This is a genomic window from Rhizobium sp. OAE497, assembly GCF_040546565.1.
Lineage (GTDB): Bacteria > Pseudomonadota > Alphaproteobacteria > Rhizobiales > Rhizobiaceae > Rhizobium.
In genome coordinates this window covers 2,501-23,904 of sequence record NZ_JBEPOA010000001.1, presented here as the reverse complement: position 1 = coordinate 23,904, position 21,404 = coordinate 2,501, and the positions used below count along the sequence as shown (strand labels likewise).

15 protein-coding genes, 1 tRNA gene and 2 rRNA genes are annotated in these 21,404 nt (G+C 60.3%); 8 read left to right on the top strand and 10 right to left on the bottom strand.

Annotated features, from left to right (window positions below; translation table 11 throughout):
- Positions 1 to 2: 2 nt before the first annotated feature.
- From ABIE40_RS00105 to ABIE40_RS00090, 4 genes are read right to left on the bottom strand one after another with little or no spacing between them, the layout of a single operon-like run.
- Positions 3 to 1,076, bottom strand: coding sequence for a Gfo/Idh/MocA family protein (locus tag ABIE40_RS00105; RefSeq protein WP_199629891.1), 1,074 nt, complete (start codon positions 1,074 to 1,076; stop codon positions 3 to 5).
- Between the two features lie 20 nt (positions 1,077 to 1,096).
- Positions 1,097 to 1,984 carry a carbohydrate ABC transporter permease gene (locus ABIE40_RS00100; protein WP_112714290.1) on the bottom strand — a complete coding sequence of 296 codons (888 nt, stop codon included), beginning with the start codon at positions 1,982 to 1,984 and terminating at the stop codon, positions 1,097 to 1,099.
- Complete coding sequence (locus ABIE40_RS00095; protein WP_199629892.1) at positions 1,977 to 2,939, bottom strand: carbohydrate ABC transporter permease; 963 nt, start codon at positions 2,937 to 2,939, stop codon at positions 1,977 to 1,979. The genes ABIE40_RS00100 and ABIE40_RS00095 overlap by 8 nt, the downstream gene beginning before the upstream one ends.
- A 5-nt stretch (positions 2,940 to 2,944) precedes the next feature.
- Positions 2,945 to 4,231, bottom strand: coding sequence for an ABC transporter substrate-binding protein (locus tag ABIE40_RS00090; RefSeq protein ID WP_199629893.1), 1,287 nt, complete (start codon positions 4,229 to 4,231; stop codon positions 2,945 to 2,947).
- Between the two features lie 207 nt (positions 4,232 to 4,438).
- On the opposite strand from ABIE40_RS00090, the gene ABIE40_RS00085 reads away from it, so the two are divergent.
- The 5 genes from ABIE40_RS00085 (at position 4,439) to ABIE40_RS00065 (ending at position 9,737) form a co-directional block, all read left to right on the top strand.
- Positions 4,439 to 5,116 (top strand): TetR/AcrR family transcriptional regulator, encoded by a 678-nt coding sequence (locus ABIE40_RS00085; protein ID WP_199629894.1) that lies wholly within the window; start codon positions 4,439 to 4,441, stop codon positions 5,114 to 5,116.
- A gap of 131 nt (positions 5,117 to 5,247) precedes the next feature.
- A complete protein-coding gene (locus tag ABIE40_RS00080) occupies positions 5,248 to 6,396 on the top strand; it encodes a Gfo/Idh/MocA family protein (protein WP_199629895.1) in 1,149 nt (382 codons plus the stop codon).
- Positions 6,397 to 6,398: 2 nt separating this feature from the next.
- Positions 6,399 to 7,565, top strand: a complete 1,167-nt coding sequence (locus ABIE40_RS00075) for a dihydrodipicolinate synthase family protein (RefSeq protein ID WP_199629896.1) — start codon at positions 6,399 to 6,401, stop codon at positions 7,563 to 7,565.
- 24 nt (positions 7,566 to 7,589) lie between these two features.
- Positions 7,590 to 8,420, top strand: coding sequence for a sugar phosphate isomerase/epimerase family protein (locus ABIE40_RS00070; protein ID WP_199629897.1), 831 nt, complete (start codon positions 7,590 to 7,592; stop codon positions 8,418 to 8,420).
- Positions 8,421 to 8,462: 42 nt separating this feature from the next.
- A complete protein-coding gene (locus ABIE40_RS00065) occupies positions 8,463 to 9,737 on the top strand; it encodes a Gfo/Idh/MocA family protein (protein WP_199629898.1) in 1,275 nt (424 codons plus the stop codon).
- Between the two features lie 33 nt (positions 9,738 to 9,770).
- Here the strand turns inward: ABIE40_RS00065 and ABIE40_RS00060 are convergent, their stop codons facing one another.
- From ABIE40_RS00060 to ABIE40_RS00050, 3 genes are read right to left on the bottom strand one after another with little or no spacing between them, the layout of a single operon-like run.
- Positions 9,771 to 10,784: a hydroxyacid dehydrogenase gene (locus ABIE40_RS00060; RefSeq protein ID WP_199629899.1), complete on the bottom strand. Its 1,014-nt coding sequence runs from the start codon at positions 10,782 to 10,784 to the stop codon at positions 9,771 to 9,773.
- The gene (locus ABIE40_RS00055) at positions 10,781 to 12,634 is read right to left on the bottom strand and encodes a DUF2264 domain-containing protein (RefSeq protein ID WP_199629900.1); all 1,854 of its coding nucleotides are present in this window, start codon (positions 12,632 to 12,634) and stop codon (positions 10,781 to 10,783) included. Before ABIE40_RS00055 ends, ABIE40_RS00060 begins: the two co-directional genes overlap by 4 nt.
- Positions 12,635 to 12,643: 9 nt before the next feature.
- A complete protein-coding gene (locus ABIE40_RS00050; RefSeq protein WP_130279428.1) occupies positions 12,644 to 13,669 on the bottom strand; it encodes a LacI family DNA-binding transcriptional regulator in 1,026 nt (341 codons plus the stop codon).
- A 137-nt stretch (positions 13,670 to 13,806) separates the two neighbouring features.
- Here ABIE40_RS00050 and ABIE40_RS00045 point away from each other — a divergent pair, with 137 nt between their 5' ends.
- From ABIE40_RS00045 to ABIE40_RS00035, 3 genes are all read left to right on the top strand, one after another.
- Positions 13,807 to 15,093: an ABC transporter substrate-binding protein gene (locus ABIE40_RS00045; RefSeq protein WP_199629901.1), complete on the top strand. Its 1,287-nt coding sequence runs from the start codon at positions 13,807 to 13,809 to the stop codon at positions 15,091 to 15,093.
- A gap of 168 nt (positions 15,094 to 15,261) precedes the next feature.
- A complete protein-coding gene (locus tag ABIE40_RS00040) occupies positions 15,262 to 17,073 on the top strand; it encodes a class I SAM-dependent methyltransferase (protein WP_199629902.1) in 1,812 nt (603 codons plus the stop codon).
- A 96-nt stretch (positions 17,074 to 17,169) separates the two neighbouring features.
- On the top strand, positions 17,170 to 17,325 hold the full coding sequence (locus tag ABIE40_RS00035; protein ID WP_199629907.1) for a hypothetical protein: 156 nt from the start codon (positions 17,170 to 17,172) through the stop codon (positions 17,323 to 17,325).
- A 144-nt stretch (positions 17,326 to 17,469) separates the two neighbouring features.
- On the opposite strand, the gene ABIE40_RS00030 is transcribed toward ABIE40_RS00035, so the two are convergent.
- From ABIE40_RS00030 to ABIE40_RS00020, 3 genes are all read right to left on the bottom strand, one after another.
- Positions 17,470 to 17,546 (bottom strand) — tRNA-Met (locus tag ABIE40_RS00030).
- Between the two features lie 290 nt (positions 17,547 to 17,836).
- Positions 17,837 to 17,951, bottom strand: a 5S ribosomal RNA gene (gene rrf / locus ABIE40_RS00025).
- A gap of 209 nt (positions 17,952 to 18,160) precedes the next feature.
- Positions 18,161 to 20,962, bottom strand: a 23S ribosomal RNA gene (locus ABIE40_RS00020).
- Between the last annotated feature and the right edge of the window lie 442 nt (positions 20,963 to 21,404).

The window sequence follows — 21,404 nt, the reverse complement described above, 5'->3', positions numbered from 1 at the left end:
CGTTATCGCGTTTTTGCACGCCAGTCGGCGTATTTGGGGCTCTCCGGCCCGATCGGCAGCGCGACGTCAGTCCCGCTGTCCGAGGATTGATAGATCGCCGTCACCAGCTCCAGCGCACGTCGCGCGTCTGCAGAAGTGACCGGCAGCGGTGCGTTGCCACTGAGATAATCATGGAAGCGGACCATCTGCGTGTTGAAGCGCGGGGCGACCGGCTGCCAGTCCGCGAGGACGGCATCGATCCTTGCCTGCACTTCGTCGTTTGCGGCCAGGATCTGCCATGGCCCCTTGCCGGGCGAATAGGCTTCGTGGTTGCTCTCGAAGGTGACGTTTTCGAAATGCAGGCGCAGACGGCTTATTTCCTGCTGCGAACCGAGCGTGCAGGAGAGCGACACGAAGGCGCCGTTCTCCATCTCAAGACTGACCGACGCGCAATCCTCGACCTCGATATCGTTGACGCGCGTCGCAACGCGGCCGAAGACGCGGGCTGCGGGGCCGGCGAGATGGAAGAGCATGTCGTGGAGATGCAAGGCGTGGGTGACGAGTACGCCGCCGAGTTCGGTAGCCCATTTGCCGCGCCAGGGCACGGCATAATATTCCGGCTTGCGCAGCCAGAAGGTCTCCACCGAGCCCATGTAGAACTTGCCCGCGATCCCGGCATCGATGATGCGCTTCGCCTGCTCGATGCCGTCGCCGTAGCGATACTGGAAGATCGGCATCAGCGTGCCCTTGGCGGTCTTCTCGGCTCGCATGATCTCGTCGACGCCTGACAGCGATCCTGTCAGCGGCTTTTCGCAGACGACGTGCTTTCCGGCGGCGAGTGCCGCGATCACCTGCTCCTTGTGGATGCCCGGCGGCGTGCAGATATCGATGATATCGATGCTGTCATCGGCCAGGAGCTCGTCGAAGGAGGTGGTGCGGCGCTCGATGCCGAACTCGTCGCCGACGGTCTTCAGCCGTTCTTCATTGAGGTCGCAGATCGCTGCGACCTTGAAGCGATCGGGATGCGGCAGATAGCCTTCGACGATGTGCGAACGCCCGATACCGCAGCCGACGATGGCAACAGTCTTGATGGTCATGTCATTCTTTCCCATTGGCATCAGCGCTTCATGCCGGTCGTCGCAATGCCTTCGATCAGCAGGCGCTGGAAGAACAGGAAGAAGAAGAACACGGGCACGAGCGTCAGTGTCGACATGGCGAACAATCCGCCCCAATCCGATGCGCTGGTCGAGTCGACGAAAGTGCGCAGACCGAGCTGGATCGTGTAGGTGTTCATGTCGTTCAGGTAGATCAGCGGACCGAAGAAATCGTCCCAGGTCCAGATGAAGGAGAAGATCGCGGCCGTCGCCAGAACCGGCAGCGACAGCGGCAGCATGATTTTCCAATAGATGCGCCAGGCGCTGCAGCCGTCCATCATCGCCGCCTCATCCAGCTCGCGCGGAATGCCGCGGAAGAACTGCACCATGAGGAAGATGAAGAAGGCGTCGCTTGCCAGGAACTTCGGTACGACCAGCGGCAGGATGGTGTTGACCCAGCCGAGGTTGAGGAACAGCACATATTGCGGGATCAGCGTCACGTGGTACGGGATCATCAGCGTGCCGAGCATGATCGCGAACCAGAAGTTACGGCCGGCAAAACGCAGGCGGGCAAAGGCGAAGGCCGCCAGCGAGCAGGCGATGACATTGCCGGTCACTGTCAGCAGCGAGATGACGAGCGAGTTCCAGAAGAAGCGGCCGAAGGTGATATCGAGGCCGGTCCAGCCGCGGACGTAGGAGCTGAAATCGATCGACGACGGAATGATCGAGGTCGATGAGAAGATTTCGTTTTCCGGGCGCACGGAGGCCGAAACCATCCAGAGCAGCGGATAGAGCATCAGCAGCGATGCGCCGATCAGCAGGATATGGACGACGATCGAACCCGGCAGACTGCGCTTGTTGACGTCGGATGGCGGCCTGGCCGCGGTCACTGTAGCGGTCATCTCAGTCATCGTAGTGAACCCAATAGCGCGAGGACAGGAACGAGAAGGCGGTGAAGATCGCGATGATGACCACCAGGATCCAGGCGAGCGCCGAGGCATAACCCATGCGGAAATTGCCGAAGGCTTCCTGGTAGAGATAGAGCGTGTAGAACAGCGTCGAATTGATCGGGCCGCCGGTGCCGCCGGAGATGATGAAGGCCGGCGTGAAAGCCTTGAAGGCTTCGATCGTCTGCACCACCGCGTTGAAGAAGATCACCGGCGTCAGAAGCGGCAGGGTAATCTTGTAGAACTGGCGGAACTTCGAGGCGCCGTCGAGGCTTGCGGCCTCATACATATCCTGCGGGATCTGACGAAGACCGGCGAGGAAGATGATCATCGGTGAACCGAACTGCCAGACCGACAGCGCTACCAGCGTATAGATCGAATAGCTCGGATGCGAGATCCAGCTCGGCCCCTGGATGCCGATCTGTGCCAGCGCCGCATTGACGAGGCCGTCACCGGCAAAGAGCTGGCGCCAGAGAACGGCGATCGCCACGCTGCCACCGAGAAGCGACGGCAGGTAGAAAATGGCGCGGTAGACCGGCAGGCCACGGATACCGCGGTTCAGCGCCATCGCGACCATGAGCGCGAAGGTGAGCTTGAACGGTACCGAGAGCACCACATAGGTGAGCGTCACCGACATCGCGGCTGCGAATTTCGGATCGGCAGTTGCGATGCGCACATAGTTGGCCGTGCCTACCCAGCCCGGCGCCCTCAACATGTCGAAATCGGTAAAGGACAGGTAGAGCGAGATCAGGGCAGGTCCGAGCGTCAGCCCGAAGAAGCCCAGAAGCCAGGGCAGAAGGAAGAGATAGCCTGGAGCATTGGCATTCCACAGCCGCCTGAAACGGCTGTCTGCCACTGCTCCCTGGTAACGTTCCACCGTCACGGCTCCGTCGGCCGTCGTGCGCATCGCATTGCTCATATGGTTCAACCCCGCGCGAGAACGCGCGTAATTTCATCCACAAGCTGCTTGCCGGCATCAGCAGGGGTTACCTGACCGAAGGCGACCTGCTCGGCGAGCTGACGCAGAACCGTCTGGCCTTCGCCGGCGCCTGTCGGCGGCGGCGGCGGCAGCGGGCCGGCGAGATCACCGAGATTTGCCACGTAGTTCAGCGGGATCTTGCCGACATCATCGAGCGTACCGGCGACGACATCACGCATCGACTTCGATTCCGGAATGCCGCGCTCGACATCGAGCACCTTGGCGGCATCGGGATTCATCACGAAGAAGTTGACGTAATCGACGGCCTGATCGAGCACCTTCGACTGCGCCGACACCGAGAAGAACATCGACGGCTTGCGGTAGTGGCCGCCCTTAGAATCCGCCTTGATGCGCGGGTAGTTGCTGAGCGTCAGCTTGTCCTTGACGACGGCCTGGAAGCCGACGAACTGGTTGCTGTGCGCGTAGTCGATCGCGGCCTTGCCCATCGTGAGCGGGGCCGTGTCGATCGTGTCCTTGTAGAGCGCCTGAACGTCAGGCGGCACACAGGCACCGGCTTCGCGGAACTTCGCCCACATGTCGAACCATTCGGAAGCATCATCGACACCGAAGGCAATCTTCGAATCCGCCGTGTACAGCGCCTTGCCGCGCTGGCGCACGTAGTTTTCGAAGAGCGGCTCGGCGCCGCTGCCGTCGGCAAAGCCGAAGAAGCCCTTGCGCTTGCCAGACTTGGTGATCTCGGCGCCCATCTTGCCGAGTTCTTCCCAGGTCGTCTTGTTGTTCGGCGGCTCGATGCCTGCTTCCTGCAGCGCAACGGTATTGACGACCGTTGCCGCAGAATTGGCGCCGAGGCTGATGCCGTAGAGATGGCCGTCGACCTTGCCGCCTTCGATCTGGGCCGGATCGAAATCACCAAGCTGCAGCTTCGAGGGCATGTAGGATTCGAGAGGAGCAAGAGCGCCGCGCCGGGCATACTCGACGATATAGCGGTAATCCATCTGGATCACGTCGGGGGCGTTCTTGCCGGCGACCTGGGTCGCGAGCTTCTGCCAGTAATCGCCCCAGCCCAGGAATTCGCCGGTGATCGAAACACCGGAATTCTTGGCCTTGTAGAGATCCGACACCTTGTTGGTGCGGTCTGCGCGGGGCTGCGAGCCCCACCAGATAAGGCGCAGGCGGGCATCCTGCGCAAATGCAGGCATACTCATACCCGAAAGCGCGAGAAGCGAGGCCCCTCCCGCCATGAAACCACGTCTATTAATGCTGAATGTCATCTGTTTTTCCTCCTCCCTTGGGGAGCGCCTCCACACGCTCCTTGCTGGTTTCTCTTGCAACAAATAACTAATTGGTTACAAGCTATGGACAAGCATCGAGCCTGTCAAGCGGTCATAATTCAGCGAGGTTTCCTCCTCGAATTTCGCTTGTACAACCTCGCACCGAAGCCTTATGAGCGCAACATTAGCGTCTGGGGAGATAAGCCGATGAACGATACCGGCCAGACTGGTGAAAAGAAAAAGTCGAAGCGCACCGCCGGCGAACGCGTGCTGCAACGCGACCCGGAAAGAACCAAGGCTGCGATCCTAGAGGCGGCAACGCAGGAGTTTGCCGAAAACGGCATGGGCGGCGCCCGCGTGGACGCCATCGCCGAGCGCGCCGGCACCAACAAGCGCATGCTCTACCACTATTTCGGCGACAAGGAGCAGCTCTATCTGCGCGTCCTCGAAGAGGCCTATGTCGGCATCCGCACCGCCGAACGCGAACTGCATATCAGCGACCGCAATCCGGAAGAGGGCATTACCGAGCTCGCGCTCTTCACCTGGCGATATTTTCTCAAGCACCCGGAATTCCTGAGCCTGCTCGGAACCGAAAACCTGCATCGCGCCCGCTGGCTCCGGCAATCGGTGCGGCTGAAGGAACTGCATTCGCATCTGATCGGCGAACTCGCCCAGGTGCTCGAGCGCGGCAAGAAGGAAGGCGTCTTCATCGAAAGCGCCGATCCGCTGCATGTCTATCTGACCATCGCATCGCTCGGATATTTCTATCTTTCCAACCAGTACACGCTCTCGACAATCTTCGGCCGCCCGCTGATCGAGGTCGAAAATCTCGATACCTGGGAGCGCCATATCGTCCATGTGACGCTCGCCTCCATCAAGCGCTGAAAAGTCGAATCCGGATTTGCCTATTGACAGGTCCGGTTTTCATCTGCCATCAAGTAACCGTTTAGTTACCGGCTTGGGAGGGCCGGGCCAAGCCCGCTCCCCGCTGGAAACCGATTGGCAGGGAGGAAAAAATGGCGCGTCTCGGGATCATTTTGCACGGCGTTACCGGCCGCATGGGATACAATCAGCACCTGGTGCGATCGATCCTGGCGATCCGCGATCAGGGCGGTCTTCTGCTGAAATCCGGCGAGAGACTGGAGATCGATCCCATCATCGTCGGCCGCAACCGCGACAAGATGGAAGAGCTTGCCCGCAAGCATAACATCAAGCGCTGGTCGACAGATCTCGACGCAGCGCTTGCCAATCCCGACGATCACATTTTCTTCGATGCCGGCACGACGCTGATGCGCGCCGAGCTGCTGTCGAGAGCGCTCGATGCCGGCAAGCATGTCTATTGCGAAAAGCCGATCTCCGATGATCTGCAGGTAGCACTCGACCTGGCGCGCAAGGCCCGCAAGTCTGGCCTGAAGCATGGCGTGGTGCAGGACAAGCTTTTCCTGCCGGGCCTTCGCAAGCTGGCGCTGCTGCGCGATTCCGGCTTCTTCGGCAAGATCCTCTCGGTCCGCGGCGAATTTGGTTACTGGGTCTTCGAGGGCGACTGGGGCGTTCCGGCGCAGCGCCCGTCCTGGAACTACCGCAAGGGCGACGGCGGCGGCATCATCCTCGATATGCTCTGCCACTGGCGCTATGTGCTCGACAACCTGTTCGGCGAGGTCAAGGCCGTCTCCTGCCTCGGCGCTACCCATATTGGCAGCCGCGTCGACGAGCAGGGCAAGACCTATAATTGCGATACCGACGATGCCGCCTATGCGACCTTCGAGCTTGATGGCGGCGTGATTGCGCAGATCAATTCCTCCTGGGCCGTGCGCGTGCGCCGCGACGATCTCGTGACCTTCCAGGTCGACGGCACCCATGGATCGGCCGTTGCCGGCCTGACGAAATGCTGGACGCAGCACCGCGTCAACACGCCGAAGCCGGTGTGGAACCCGGACCAGCCGCAGACGATCGATTTCTACAAGACCTGGGACGAAGTGCCGGATACGCAACTCTTCGACAACGGCTTCAAGGCACAGTGGGAAATGTTCCTGCGCCACGTCGCCGAGGACGCACCGTGGCCTTACGGCATGGAAGCCGGTGCCAAGGGTGTGCAGCTCGCCGAACTCGGCCTGAAATCCTGGGCCGAACGCCGCTGGCTCGACGTTCCCGCGCTGGAGTTCTGATCATGGCAGGCACGATCAACCTTCCGCTCGACGGCAAGATCGCCGCCTACCAGCTGACCGGCACGCCGATCGAAGTGAAGAAGCGCAAGGCCAGGGATTTTCCTCGCGTGGTCTATGCCGCCGCACATGTGGTCGCCGATCCGTTGGCCGATAACGATCCCTGGCTGACACCGGCGATCGACTGGGAGCGGACGCTCGCCTTCCGCCACCGCCTCTGGGATCTCGGGCTCGGCGTTGCCGAGGCGATGGACACCGCGCAGCGCGGCATGGGTCTCGGCTGGCCCGAGGCCCGTGACCTGATCCGCCGTGCGCTGCGCGAGGCGCGCGGGCGCGACGATGCGCTGATCGCCTGCGGCGCCGGTACGGATCACCTGACACCCGAACCCGATGTGACGATCGATACGATCATCAAGGCATACGAAGAGCAGATCGAAACCGTCGAAGCCGAAGGTGGCCGGATCATCCTTATGGCGAGCCGGGCGCTGGCGGCTGCGGCCAAAGGGCCGGACGACTATATCCGCGTCTACGACCGGATCCTTCGCCAGGTAAAGGAACCGGTGATCATCCACTGGCTCGGCGAGATGTTCGATCCCGCGCTCGAGGGCTATTGGGGCAACGCCGACCACATCAAGGCGATGTCGACCTCCCTAGAGGTCATCGAGGCCAATGCCGCCAAGGTCGACGGCATCAAGATCTCGCTTCTTTCCAAAGAGAAGGAAGTGGCGATGCGCCGGCAGCTACCGAAATCCGTGCGCATGTATACCGGCGACGACTTCAACTATGCGGAGCTCATCGCCGGCGACGAACAGGGCCATTCCGACGCGCTTCTTGGCATTTTCGATGCAATCGCGCCGGCGGCCTCCGCCGCCATGGAGGCGCTCGGGCGCCAGAGCAACAACGAGTTCTTCGATTTGCTCGACCCGACCGTTCCGCTGTCGCGGCATATCTTCAAGGCGCCGACCCGCTTCTACAAGACCGGCGTCGTGTTCCTCGCCTATCTCAACGGCCTGCAGGATCATTTCGCGATGGTCGGCGGGCAGCAGAGTACGCGGTCGCTGACGCATTTGGCTGAACTCTTCCGGCTCGCCGACAAGGCACGCGTGCTTGCCGACCCGGATTTGGCCGTCAGCCGCATGAAGCAGGTGCTCGCCGTTCACGGCGTGCAGTGACCGGTCAGACAGGGAGGACAGGACATGCAGGTGGACGGGCTTTCGATCAATCTCGCAACGATCCGCGAGCAATGCGGCTTTGCCGAAGCAGTCGATATCTGCCTGAAGCATGGCATCACCAGGATTGCGCCCTGGCGCGATCAGGTGGCCAAGGCCGGCCTGGACGAAGCCGTGCGCATCGTCCAATCGAACGGCCTGAAGCTGACCGGTCTCTGCCGTGGCGGCTTTTTTCCGGCGGCCAATGACGGCGACTGGCAGAAGAACCTCGACGACAACAGACGGGCGATCGACGAAGCCGCGGCACTCGGTGCTGATTGCCTGGTGCTCGTTGTCGGCGGCCTGGCAGGTGGATCGCGCGATATCGGCACTGCCCGGCAGATGGTGTCCGATGGCATTGCCGCGGTCCTGCCCCATGCCAAGGCGTCCGGCGTGCCGCTGGCGATCGAGCCGCTTCATCCGATGTATGCCGCCGACCGCTCCTGCGTGAACACGCTGCGCCAGGCGCTCGACATGTGCGAGCAGCTCGGCACCGATGTCGGCGTCGCTATCGACGTCTATCACGTCTGGTGGGATCCGGAGCTTGCCGAGCAGATCGCCCGCGCCGGCCGCATGAAACGCATCTTCGCCCACCACATCTGCGACTGGCTGGTTCCGACCAAGGACATGTTGACCGATCGCGGGATGATGGGAGACGGTGTGATCGATCTCAAGGGCATCCGGCGCATGATCGAGAAGGCAGGCTTCTTCGGCGCACAGGAGGTGGAAATCTTTTCGGCAGACAATTGGTGGAAGCGTCCGGCGGAAGAGGTCATCGCGACCTGCGTCGACCGGTATCATAGCTGCTGCCTGGTTTAATTGGATATATTCGTTTCAGCACGTATGAAGGAGGATCATTCGATGGAGAAACGCCGCTTTGCACTGATCGGGACCGGCAATCGCGGGACCACCATGTGGGGGAAGGACCTGCTCGCCGGCTGGCGGGAGCATGTCGATCTCGTCGCCATCGTCGAGAAGAATGCGCTGCGCGGAGAACGCGCCCGCACGATGATCGGCAGCAACGCCCCGATCTATGACGACATCGACGCGATGCTGAAAGAGGTCAAGCCTGACCTCGTCATCGTCTGCACCCCTGACCACACCCACGACGCAATCGTCGTTCGGGCGCTCGAGGCAGGCATCGACGTCATCACCGAGAAGCCGATGACGACGGCGGTCGACAAGATCCGCCGGATCATGGATGCCGAGAAGCGCACCGGCCAGCGTGTCGACGTGTCCTTCAACTACCGCTACGCGCCGACGGCGGCGCGCATCAAGGAACTGCTGAATTCCGGCGAGATCGGCCGCGTCACATCGGTCGATTTCCATTGGTACCTGAACACCAAGCACGGCGCCGACTATTTCCGCCGCTGGCATGCCTATACCGAGAATTCCGGTAGCCTTTTCGTTCACAAGGCGACCCACCATTTCGACCTGCTGAACTGGTATCTCGACAGCGATCCGGAAGCCGTGACGTCTTTCGCCGACCTGCAGAACTACGGCCGCAAAGGCCCGTTCCGCGGACCGCGCTGCAAGCTCTGTCCCCACACCGCCGAGTGCGACTACTATCTCGACCTCGGCGCCGATCCCTTCCTCGACACGCTCTACGAGGATCCCTCGAAGGTCGATGGCTATTTCCGCGACGGCTGCGTCTTCCGCGAGGATATCGACATTCCCGATACGATGGTCGTCAGCATCCGCTATCGCAATAACGTCCACGTTTCCTATTCGCTGAACACCTTCCAGCCGATCGAGGGCCATCACCTGGCGTTCAATGGCACCAAAGGCCGCATCGAGATCCGTCAGTACGAGGCGCAGCCCTGGGAGATGAAGCGGGAAGACGAAATCCTGCTGATCCGCAACTTCCCCAACGGCAAGGAAGCCGTCGAGCGTATCACCGTTCCGCATTCGTCGGGCGGCCACTACGGTGGCGACGACCGGATGCGCAACATGATCTTCAAGCCCGATATGAACGACGCCCTGCATCAGCGCGCCGGAACGCGGGCGGGCGCCATGTCGGTTCTGTGCGGTATTGCGGCGCTGCAGAGCTCGCGAACCGGCAAGGTCGTCTCGATCGCCGAGCTGATGCCCGAGCTTGCCAATGACGGCTCGCCGAACAGCATAAAAGCCGGCTAATCAAATCAGGCCTGAGGCGTCGCTTTCGCCGCCTCAGGCAACCCGGTCGAGATCGGCGAGCGTCAGTGCATAGCGCAGCGGCTGGCCTTTCAGGAAGCGCTCCACCTCGTCAACGGCCATTTCGCCCAGCCTTGCCCGCTCTAATCCGACCGCCCCCGCAATGTGGGGCGTCAGGAAAACGTTCGGCAGGTCGTAGAAGGGCGATGCCTTCTCCGGAACTTCCGGATCGGTCACGTCGATGACCGCATCGATGCGGCCGGTGGCGAGGGTCGCGAGCAGCGCGGCCTCATCGAGAATCGCGCCACGCGCCGTATTGATCAGCGCCGCGCCGTCCTTCATCAGCGCCAGTTTCGCCGCATCGATCATGTGACGCGTCGAGGGCAGCGATGGTGCATGCAGCGAAACAATATCGGAGATGCGCATCAGCGTATCGAGATCGCATTTTTCGGTGCCAAGGACCGCGCATTCGGCGGCGCTAAGCGTCGGGTCGAAGAGGACGATCTTGAATTCGAACGGCTTCAACAGTTCGATCACCCGGCGGCCGATCCGCGAAGCGCCGATGATGCCGACGGTGCGGCCGTAGTTGCCGATCGCCAGCCGCTGCATCGGATAGGTACGGTCACGGTCGCGGTCGGCGGTATAGAAATCCCGGAAGCGGAAAACCTGCTTACCGGCGAAGAGAATGGCCGCAAGCGTAAACTCGGCCACCGGCACGGCATTGGCTTCCGCCGCATGCGTGACCTTCACACCAGCATTGAATATCTCCTCGCCGACGATGCCCTTCACCGTGCCCGCCGCATGCGCCACGAGCTTCAGGCCCTTGGCGAGCGAAAGGACGTTTTCTCCGGCAAAGGGGGCGCCCCAGCCGGTGATCAATATCTCGGTGTCCGCCAGAACCCGTCTGGCGCGCTCGTCATCGAAATTCTCGAGCGGTTGCCGGTCGAGAAGCGTGCCGAGACCCGCCAGCCGGTCGAGAAGCTGATCCGGCAACACGTGTTCGGTCCGCTGGCCGGGCTGCATGGCAAGCGCAATGCCGGGACCTGTCATGGCATCTGCCCCGGCGCTTCGATGGCGCTGACGGTGACGCCTTCCTTGGAAACCAGCGCCTCAAGCGCCGCAAGATCGGGTTTTGCGGGAGGCTTCAGCCAGGCCGTCTTTGCCGCCTGCTGATCTCCGGTGGCAATCACGGCCGTCACAAGCACGGTTTCACCGGCCTTGATCGCACCGCGGAGCTGGGGCACGAGGGTCTTGGCAACTATCATATTGATGTTCGGCAGCGCCTTCTGCACGAGGCCCTGTCGCTCGATGCTGGAGCCGAGATCAACTATACCGGAGAAATCCGCTTCACCGATGGCATGCGCAGCGCCGGTCTCCGCCTCCAGTCTATCGAGATCGAAATCCCGCTTAGCGATCGCAAACCCACCTTCGGCGATCTGCAGAGCGCGATCCGATCTGATGCGGTGAACGCGCAGATGCCAAGGTGCGGCGGGCACCAGCCAGGTTTCCACGCTGACATCGCTGAAGGGCGACCACTTCGCATAGAGCACGTCGCCGGCGATCTTTGCTTCCCTGTTGGTTTCCCTGACGCGGTAATGCAGGCCGTCATCGCTGAAGGCCAGCGCGGAATCGAAAGCGGCGCCGGCAAAGCTGCGCTCGTCTGCCTCGACGCTGAAGCCGTAGCGGGCCGAATATGCGAATTTTGCGTATTTTTCGGTACCAAACCGCATCTGGAGATTTTCCTGCCCTGACGACAGGGCCACCGCATCTTCGCCGGTATGCATGACGACCATGCCGGGGTGACGCTGCGGCGTCACGGCTGCCGCTGCAGGGACTTTCTCCTCGGCAGTCCAGAACGGATGGCTTTCGGGGATCGCCAGCGGCAGGAATGCCTTGAAGGCCCAATAGGGGGAACCGGCGGAATTATAGCTCTCCGACATCAAGAGGTTCGGATAAGCAAAGCCGATCGACAGGATGCCGTCGCGATTGGTCATCGGCTTGTCGCGCCACCAGCGCAGATGCTGCAGGCAGAGATGCTTCACCTCGCCCCAGGGCAGCGCCTCGAGATCGGCAAAGGCAAGGGCCGACCAGAAGCCAGCGCAGGCAAAGCGGTAGGTAAGGCTGCGGCCGAACGGGATCGTCGCGCCATCATCGGCAAACCAATGGCGAAAATCCCTGGCGAACAGCAGCGCCCGCTCGCGATAGCGCCTGGCATAATCGTCATCTACCAGCCTCGAATAGATAAGGCCGTAGAAGTGCATGGCGAAGGGAATGTAGTGATCGACGCGACGCACATTGCCATCGCGATACCAGCCGTCGCCGACATAGAAGCCTTCGAGCTCTTCGAGATATTGCCTGGTCAGGCTGCGATCGAAATCCGCACCGACGCGATCAAGCGCGATATCGACGAAGATGCGGAAGAACTTCCAATTATTGTCGGCATAGTCGAACTGCCGGGCATGCTTGAGATAGGCAATCACATTGGCGCGCTGCTTTGCGTTCAACGGCTCCCAGACCTTTTCGGGTGTGAGTGCGATTGCAAAACCAAGCGCAGCGAGCTCGACCATGCGCTGGTCGCGGCCATTGACGGTGCCCCAATATTCCGGGTGATCCGGATCGGTACCGTTGGCGATGCCTTCCGCAAAGCGGTGCCAGTGCCCGAATTCCCCCTTGCCGGCGCCGAGCGGCGCAAGGCCCCAGAGCGGCCGGGCAAAACCTTCGAGATCGGCTGCTGCCCGGTCGAAATGCGCACCGGCGCCATCAAGCCGGACACGCGCATTGCCTTCCGAAAAATAGGGCAGCAGCGGATCAAAGAGAGCATGAAGGGCGCGGCTCATATCGTCGCGCGTCTTCAGGGGATTGCCCGCAAGCGGATTGGCGCTGGCCGGATCATATGTCATCTGCATCACTCATCGATTCTTTGCATCTGGCACAGTCCCCCCGGAGACCGGGACGACCGCTTGGCATAGGTGGCGCGCAGGCGCAGTCCTGTCGCGGAAGCGGGCAATCATCAGCGCGATCGCTTCGCGCCCCAGCGCAGCCCGGTCGACACGCATCGTCGACAGGGGCGGATTGGTCATCATCGCGCAGGGAAGATCATCGAAGCCGACGATGGCGAAATCTTCCGGCACGCGAAGACCGGCCTCGGTGACGGCCTCGAGAACGCCGACGGCGATGAAATCATTCATGCAGAAGGCGGCCGTGTAGCTCTTGTCCTTGGCAAGCAGTGCTGCGGTGCGCTCATGGGCTTCCCGGGTCGCGCTGCCGGAGAAATCCATTGGCACCAACAGGCTTTCCGCGCCGCGGGTCGCAATTGCCGTATCGAAGCCGCGAACGCGCTCGCGGATCGTGTGGCGATGCGAGCCGGTCAGATGCAGGATCTTCCGGTGCCCTGCGTCGAGCAGCCGCTCAGCCGCCTGGAAGGCACCGAAGAAATTCGAGGGCGATACGCCATCGAGCTTCAGCTGCGGATCCGTGCCGTTGACCAGCACGACAGGCACATTCTCCTCCTCGATCCATTGGCGCAGCACGTCCGAAGGGTCGATACCGACGAGGAACAAGCCCTCGGACTTCGTAGCTTCCATATGGCCCCTGATCGCATCGGGGGACGCGCGGTCTTCACGCAGCAGCCGGACTTCGAATGGCATGCCCGCTTCCATCGCCCCGGCGCGCAGGCCTTCTACGATCGATTCATAGAAGACGCTGAGACCGCCGGTAACGCTGTCGCTGGCGATCAACGCCAGACCGCCCGCCGGCGCTTCCATCAGTGACTTCGGCTGATAGCCGCGCTCGGCCGCCACCCGCAGAATATGTTCGCGCACGCTGCCGCTAATGCCCGGCTCATTGGCAAGCACACGCGACACCGTGGAGATGGAGACGCCCGCCAGCGCCGCAATATCGGCCTGGCGCGGCCGTTTGGATTTCGTTTCGCTCATAGGGCGACATTATGCAAATCATGCAAATTTGCAAGTTTTATATAATTTCTTGCAAACGGACATTTTTTGCGTAGGCTGTGCCGCCAGATGCCCGGACAAAGTTGGAGGACGGCGAGGGCAGCCAAAGGAGGAACATCATGCAGATCAACAGGCGTTCATTTCTGATGGGTACGGCCGGCGTGACGGCGGGCCTGGCTTTCGGTGCCGGCGGCGTACCGGCTTTTGCGGCGGACGCGCAGCTGCGCGCCATGTGGTGGGGCTCGAACGACCGCGCCAAGCGCACGCTCGATGTCGCCAAGCTCTACCAGGATAAGACTCCAGGGGTAACGATCGTCGGCGAATCCATGAGCGGCGACGGCTATTGGACCAAGCTTGCGACGCAGATGGCCGGCCGCGCCATTGCCGACGTCTTCCAGCTCGAGCCTGGCACGATTTCCGACTATTCCAAGCGCGGCGCCTGCCTGGCGCTCGACGAATTCGTGCCCTCGACGCTGAAGGTCGATGCCTTCGGCAAGGACATGCTGAAGCTGACCACCGTCGACGGCAAGCTCTACGGCGTCGGCCTCGGCCTCAATTCCTTCGCACTGTTCTTCGACCAGCCTGCCTTCGAGAAAGCCGGCCTGCCGCTACCGACGACGGATCTGACCTGGGACGAATATGCGAAGCTGGCCGTCGAGCTCACCAAGGCATCGGGCAAGGACAATTACTGGGGCGGCCCTTATGGCGCCCGCTATACCTATGTCTTCGACGCCTGGCTACGCCAGCGCGGCAAGAGCCTCTATGCCGATGGCAAGCTCGGCTTCGGTGTCGACGATGCCAAGGAGTGGTACAGCTTCTGGGAAGATCTTCGCAAGAAGGGTGGCACAGTCGGCGCCGACGTCCAGACGCTCGACCAGAACACGATCGATACAAACGCGCTGGCGCTCGGCAAATCGGCGATGGGCATGGCCTATTCCAACCAGCTCGTCGGCTACCAGCTGATCTCCAAGAACAAGCTGGCGATCACCACGCTTCCGCGCGAAAAGAAGGGCGGTCCCTCCGGGCACTACTACCGCCCAGCATTGATCTGGAGCGTAGGCGCGACGACCAAGAACGGCGAGGCGGCGGCGAAATTCATCGACTTCTTCGTCAACAGCCCCGACGCCGGCAAAATCCTCGGCGTCGAACGCGGCGTGCCGATGTCGCCTGCCGTGCGCGAGGCAATCCTGCCGGGCCTCAACCCGACGGAACAGGCGACGGTTCAATATGTCAACCTGCTCAAGGACCAGGTCGGCGATTACCCGGCGCCGGCCCCGCTCGGCTCGACCGAATTCGACCAGCGCCTGTTCCGCCCGATCGCCGACGAGCTGGCGTTCGAGCGGACGACGCCCGCGGAAGCGGCGCAGCGGCTTGTCGATGAGGGCAAGGCGACGATCCGGAGCTGAGTGGCAATTGAAAGAAACAGGGAAGCCCGCGAAAGCGGGCTTCTTTCGTTTTCAGCGACGTCTTGGGCAAGCCGCACACCGGTTTGTCCGTCAGCTTCGGTCCAGCCTCTTCTGCGATTGGTCTCTCAAACCTTCGTCAGAATCAGCCGCGGCTGTATTGGAGAATTCATGCAAGACCTCTTACAGGCATCGGGTTACCGCAAGAACGGCAAGGTCTGGAGCCACGAGACGACGCGCGACGCGTTCCGCTACAATGACGGCGACGCATCGGAAATGCGGATCCTCGATGTCATGCGCTTGTCCGCCGATACCTCGCTTTTCTCCAAGGAACTTGAGCGGGCGATCACCGACTGGCCTTCGAACTACCATCTCAATCCGACGCGCACCAATCTGTTCCGGCCGATCAAGCACCTGATCCGCGGCCCCGTCCTGGAAATTGGCGCTGGCGCCGGCGCCATGACGCGCTTCCTCGGCGAAGAAGGCCACGAGGTACTTGCCCTCGAAGGCAGCCCGCGCCGTGCCGCGACCATCGCCGAGCGCTGCCGCGACCTGCCGAACGTCACTGTTCTCGCCGAGCCGCTGCAGAATTTCGAAATCGATCAGAAATTCGCGACGGTGACGCTGATCGGCGTGCTGGAATATGCCCGCGTCTTCTTCGGTGCCGAAGATGGCCAGGATGCGATCGAGCGGATGCTTGCCAAGGCGCGCTCGCTGCTTGCACCGGGCGGCGTGCTGATCATCGCCATCGAAAACCAGATCGGCCTCAAATATCTCGCCGGCTTCCCCGAAGATCATCTGGCGCGGCCGATGGTCGGCGTCGAGGATCAGTATACGCAGAACGGTCCCGTTACCTTCGGCAAGCGCGAGCTGTCGCATCGCGTCACGGCCGCCGGCCTGCCACATCAGAAATACTGGTTCCCCTTCCCGGATTACAAGCTGCCCCGGTTCGTGCTGAACGAGGAAGCCCTGACCGCGGACCTGCCGACCGATTTCTCGCCGCTGATCCGCGGCGCGACGGCGACCGACCCGCAGCGCCCCGGCATTCTTGCTTTCGAACAGGACCTCGCTTGGGACGTCATCGCGCGAAATGGCCTGCAGGGCGATCTCGCCAACTCCTTCCTGCTTGTCTCCTCCGACCAGCCGCTGGCGGCGGACGATGTCATGGCCACGCACTTCACCGGCGGCCGTGACGCGCAGTATCAGAAGCTGGTGCGCTTCGTGCGCAAGGGCGAGCAGCTCGTGGTCGAGCGGGAAGCCATTCAGGCTGACAACAACGGCATGAATCTATCGCCGCTGAAGATCAATCTTGAAGACGAGGTCTTTGAAACCGGTCTGGTGTGGCGCGATATCGGCAAGCGTTGCCTGCTGCAGGACGGCTGGTCCGTCGAGCATCTTGCGAACTGGACCAGTGTCTGGAAACAGGCGCTCGACCAGCATCTTGCCGGCATGGGCATCCCCGCGCCGATGCAGCTGCAGGACCGCGTCCCCGGCTCGCTGCTCGATGCGATCCCGCGCAACCTCATCGTCGGCGAAAAGCTGAGTTTCATCGATCTCGAATGGGTCTACGACCAGCCGATCGAGTTCGGCTACCTGATGTTCCGCGGTCTGTGGGATCTGATTTCCGACACGCGTGCCGCTGCAACGCCGGCCGCCGGCACTCCGAACAAGGTCGGCGATCTGATCTTCCAGATCATGGAATATCTCGGCTATCCCGTCGCCGCGCAGACGGTGATCGATTATCACGCTCAGGAAGTCCGCTTCCACAGCTCGGTGACCGGTCGCGCGCTCCAGACCAATTCAGCCGACCTTCTATTGACCATCGGCCGCCGGCTCAACTTCGCCGATATCCGCGAACTGCAGGTGCAGATCCAGCGGCTGAACGCACAGAACCAGGCGCTGACGCAGGAACTCGAGGGCGAGCGCCGCAAGGTCCGCGATATGCTCGATGCCGTGAACGGCTACAGCCTGCGGGCAGGTTGATCCGGCTTCGATTGCTTTGATGAAGTCCAGAAGGGCGCGGCAGATGTCGCGCCCCTTTCTGTTCTGGCATTGGAAGAGCTTGGCCGGACTGTGGCTATGGCGCGCACGACCTCCAAGGAGCAGCAATACACCTTGCTAGTCCTGCCCGGCATGCCGGTCGAAGTCTTCATCTCGACACAGGAGCGGACGGCGATGTCGTTTTTGACGAAACCGTTGACGGATCAGTTCAGCCGTGCGTTTCGGGAGGAGTGAGGCTGCGGTTTAGCTAGCCCAGAAACGCAAAAACCCGCCTGATGGCGGGCTGTCATGTGTGTCGGGATCGTTGGTTTCGGTGTCATCGCCCGGGAAAGCGAAGCTTTTGCGCGAGCGATAGGTCGATAGGATTTCGGGGAGATTTGGTTGCGGGGGCAGGATTTGAACCTGCGGCCTTCAGGTTATGAGCCTGACGAGCTACCGGGCTGCTCCACCCCGCGTCCAGCGCAAAACCCTTTGGGTTTTGTCGCGATAGCGTAAATCGCCGAAGGCGTTTTACGCTTACTGCCGGAGCAACTCCGAAGGAGTTGTCTCCTGTAAGGGACGCACCATTATAGATCCGGTGCATCGCTATTTCAGTCTACATATAGGGCTCGAAAGCAAAAAGGCCGCTTTGCGAGCGGCCCTTTGATCGGCCAGGGGCCGTAGAATGTGATGAGAAGATTTTTTGTTTCGCATGCAGCTTTCCGAAGCTTTTCAGCTTCGGGCGCATGCGTGTTGCGTTTAGCAGACCTGGCAGCGACCGACTCTCCCGCGTCTTAAGACGAAGTACCATAGGCGCTGGGGCGTTTCACGGCCGTGTTCGGAATGGGAACGGGTGCAGCCACCCCGCCATGACCACCAGGTCAGCGAAGCGCAACAATTGAGAAGCTGGCGCAGCCGCTAGGCTGCATTTTTTGAACACGTCTTTGATCTTGCTCTACACTCCCGGCCGAAGGCCGCAAGCGCAAGGCGCGTCGCCAACAGTTTGGCGCGCCGTCCGCAGCGCCATTGGCGCGTGAGGACAAAAGGTCAGGCATCATCGAACGAAGTTCGATGAGCACAAGCAATGAGAACGATCAAGCCAATCGAGCTATTAGTACCGGTAAGCTTCATGCGTTGCCGCACTTCCACACCCGGCCTATCAACGTGGTCGTCTTCCACGGCTCTGATAGGGAACACTCGTTTTCAGGTGGGTTTCCCGCTTAGATGCCTTCAGCGGTTATCCCGTCCATATATAGCTACCCTGCTATGCCCTTGGCAGGACAACAGGTCCACCAGAGATATGTCCATCCCGGTCCTCTCGTACTAGGGACAGATCCTGTCAATATTCCTACACCCACGGCAGATAGGGACCGAACTGTCTCACGACGTTCTGAACCCAGCTCACGTACCGCTTTAATTGGCGAACAGCCAAACCCTTGGGACCTGCTCCAGCCCCAGGATGCGATGAGCCGACATCGAGGTGCCAAACAACCCCGTCGATATGGACTCTTGGGGGTCATCAGCCTGTTATCCCCGGCGTACCTTTTATCCGTTGAGCGATGGCCCTTCCACGCGGGACCACCGGATCACTATGACCGACTTTCGTCTCTGCTCGACTTGTCAGTCTCGCAGTCAGGCGGGCTTATGCCATTGCACTCGACGACCGATTTCCGACCGGTCTGAGCCCACCATCGCGCGCCTCCGTTACTCTTTCGGAGGCGACCGCCCCAGTCAAACTACCCACCATACACTGTCCCGGATCCGGATAACGGACCGCGGTTAGACATCCATGACGATAAGGGTGGTATTTCAAGGATGGCTCCACGGAAACTGGCGTCCCCGCTTCAAAGCCTACCACCTATCCTACACATGCCGACACGAATGCCAGTGTAAAGCTATAGTAAAGGTGCACGGGGTCTTTCCGTCTGACCGCAGGAACCCCGCATCTTCACGGGGAATTCAATTTCACTGAGTCTATGTTGGAGACAGCGGGGAAGTCGTTACGCCATTCGTGCAGGTCGGAACTTACCCGACAAGGAATTTCGCTACCTTAGGACCGTTATAGTTACGGCCGCCGTTTACTGGGGCTTCGATTCAAAGCTTGCACCTCTCCTCTTAACCTTCCAGCACCGGGCAGGCGTCAGACCCTATACGTCGTCTTGCGACTTCGCAGAGCCCTGTGTTTTTGATAAACAGTCGCTACCCCCTGGTCTGTGCCACCCCATCTCACTTGCGTAAAATGGGGTCACGCTTCTTCCGAAGTTACGCGTGCAATTTGCCGAGTTCCTTCAACATAGTTCTCTCAAGCGCCTTGGTATACTCTACCTGACCACCTGTGTCGGTTTCGGGTACGGTCTATACGGTGGAGCTATTTCCTGGAACCGCTTCCCTGCCCACTCAATCCAATAAGAATGAACAAGTTACGCAATCCGTCACTACCACCAGGCCCACGAATATTAACGTGGTTCCCATCGACTACGCGTGTCCGCCTCGTCTTAGGGGCCGGCTAACCCTGCTCAGATTAACTTTAAGCAGGAACCCTTGGTCTTTCGGCGAGAGGGTCTCTCACCCTCTTTATCGTTACTCATGTCAACATTCGCACTTCCGATACCTCCAGGATGTCTCACGACTGTCCCTTCACAGGCTTACGGAACGCTCCGCTACCACTTGCATTGCTGCAAATCCTCAGCTTCGGTGCATGGCTTCAGCCCCGTTACATTTTCGGCGCAAAGACCCTTATTTAGACCAGTGAGCTGTTACGCTTTCTTTAAATGATGGCTGCTTCTAAGCCAACATCCTGGTTGTTTTGGGATCCTCACATCCTTTCCCACTTAGCCATGACTTGGGGACCTTAGCTGGAGGTTAGGGTTGTTGCCCTTTTCACGACGGACGTTAGCACCCGCCGTGTGTCTGCCGAGTAGTACTCCCGGGTATTCGGAGTTTGGTTAGGATCAGTAAGACGGTGAGTCCCCATAGCCCATCCAGTGCTCTACCCCCCGGGGTATTCGCTCGACGCTCTACCTAAATAGATTTCGCGGAGAACCAGCTATTTCCGAGTTTGATTGGCCTTTCACCCCTAGCCACAAGTCATCCCAATCTATTGCAACAGATGCGGGTTCGGTCCTCCAGTTGGTGTTACCCAACCTTCAACCTGCTCATGGCTAGATCACTCGGTTTCGGGTCTAATGCAACAAACTAAATCGCCCTATTCAGACTCGCTTTCGCTTCGCCTACACCTACCGGCTTAAGCTTGCTTGTTACACTAAGTCGTTGACCCATTATACAAAAGGTACGCCGTCACCCTTGCGGGCTCCGACTGTTTGTAGGCATCCGGTTTCAGGTTCTATTTCACTCCCCTTGTCGGGGTGCTTTTCACCTTTCCCTCACGGTACTTGTTCGCTATCGGTCATGCACGAGTACTTAGGCTTGGAGAGTGGTCTCCCCATGTTCAGACAGGGTTTCACGTGCCCCGCCCTACTCTAGGACAATCATGGTATCTACGCGTACGGGGCTGTCACCCACTACGGCCAAGCTTTCCAGCTTGTTCCACTTTAACCACAATTGCCACTGGCCTGGTCCGCGTTCGCTCGCCACTACTTGCGGAGTCTCGGTTGATGTCCTTTCCTGCAGGTACTTAGATGTTTCAGTTCCCTGCGTTCGCTTCTTACACCCTATGTATTCAGGTGTAGATACCTTATCACAATGCTTGGAAACCACTCGGGTTGCCTAAACAACCAGAATGATTTTCCAAGCATTTAAGGTGGGTTGCCCCATTCGGAGATCCATGGATCAAAGCTTATTCGCAGCTCCCCACGGCTTTTCGCAGCGTATCACGTCCTTCATCGCCTGTGCATGCCAAGGCATCCACCAAATGCCCTTACGACACTTAATCGTTCTCATTGCCAATGCTCATCCTTAGTTGGATTTGGAATTCCTATCCTTCTCGCTTGCGCTCGAAGGGGTTCCAAATCTGACCATACGGACAATCTTGCGATTGCCGCACGCTCAGCTCCAACAATCTGGTTACCTTTTACAACCAGACCATTCAGATGCCATCGACGTGTTCGACCGGATTGCTTTATTGGAGCTACGCCGAGCAGCTCGCTTGCATCCGGTCTTAAGACCAGCTTCTCGAGATTAAATCCGGGACCGCGCGGTCAGGCAACGGTCATCCGATCATCCATCAGACGACACCCGAAAGTGCCGAACAACACACGATCAAGAGCGACAAGCTTCCTACCTACCTCCAATCCCTCCACCATATCCGGCCGGCTAGGCCATCCATGGTTTCTCAGGAACTGGGCTCGGACATTGGGCAGAACCCAACACCTGGA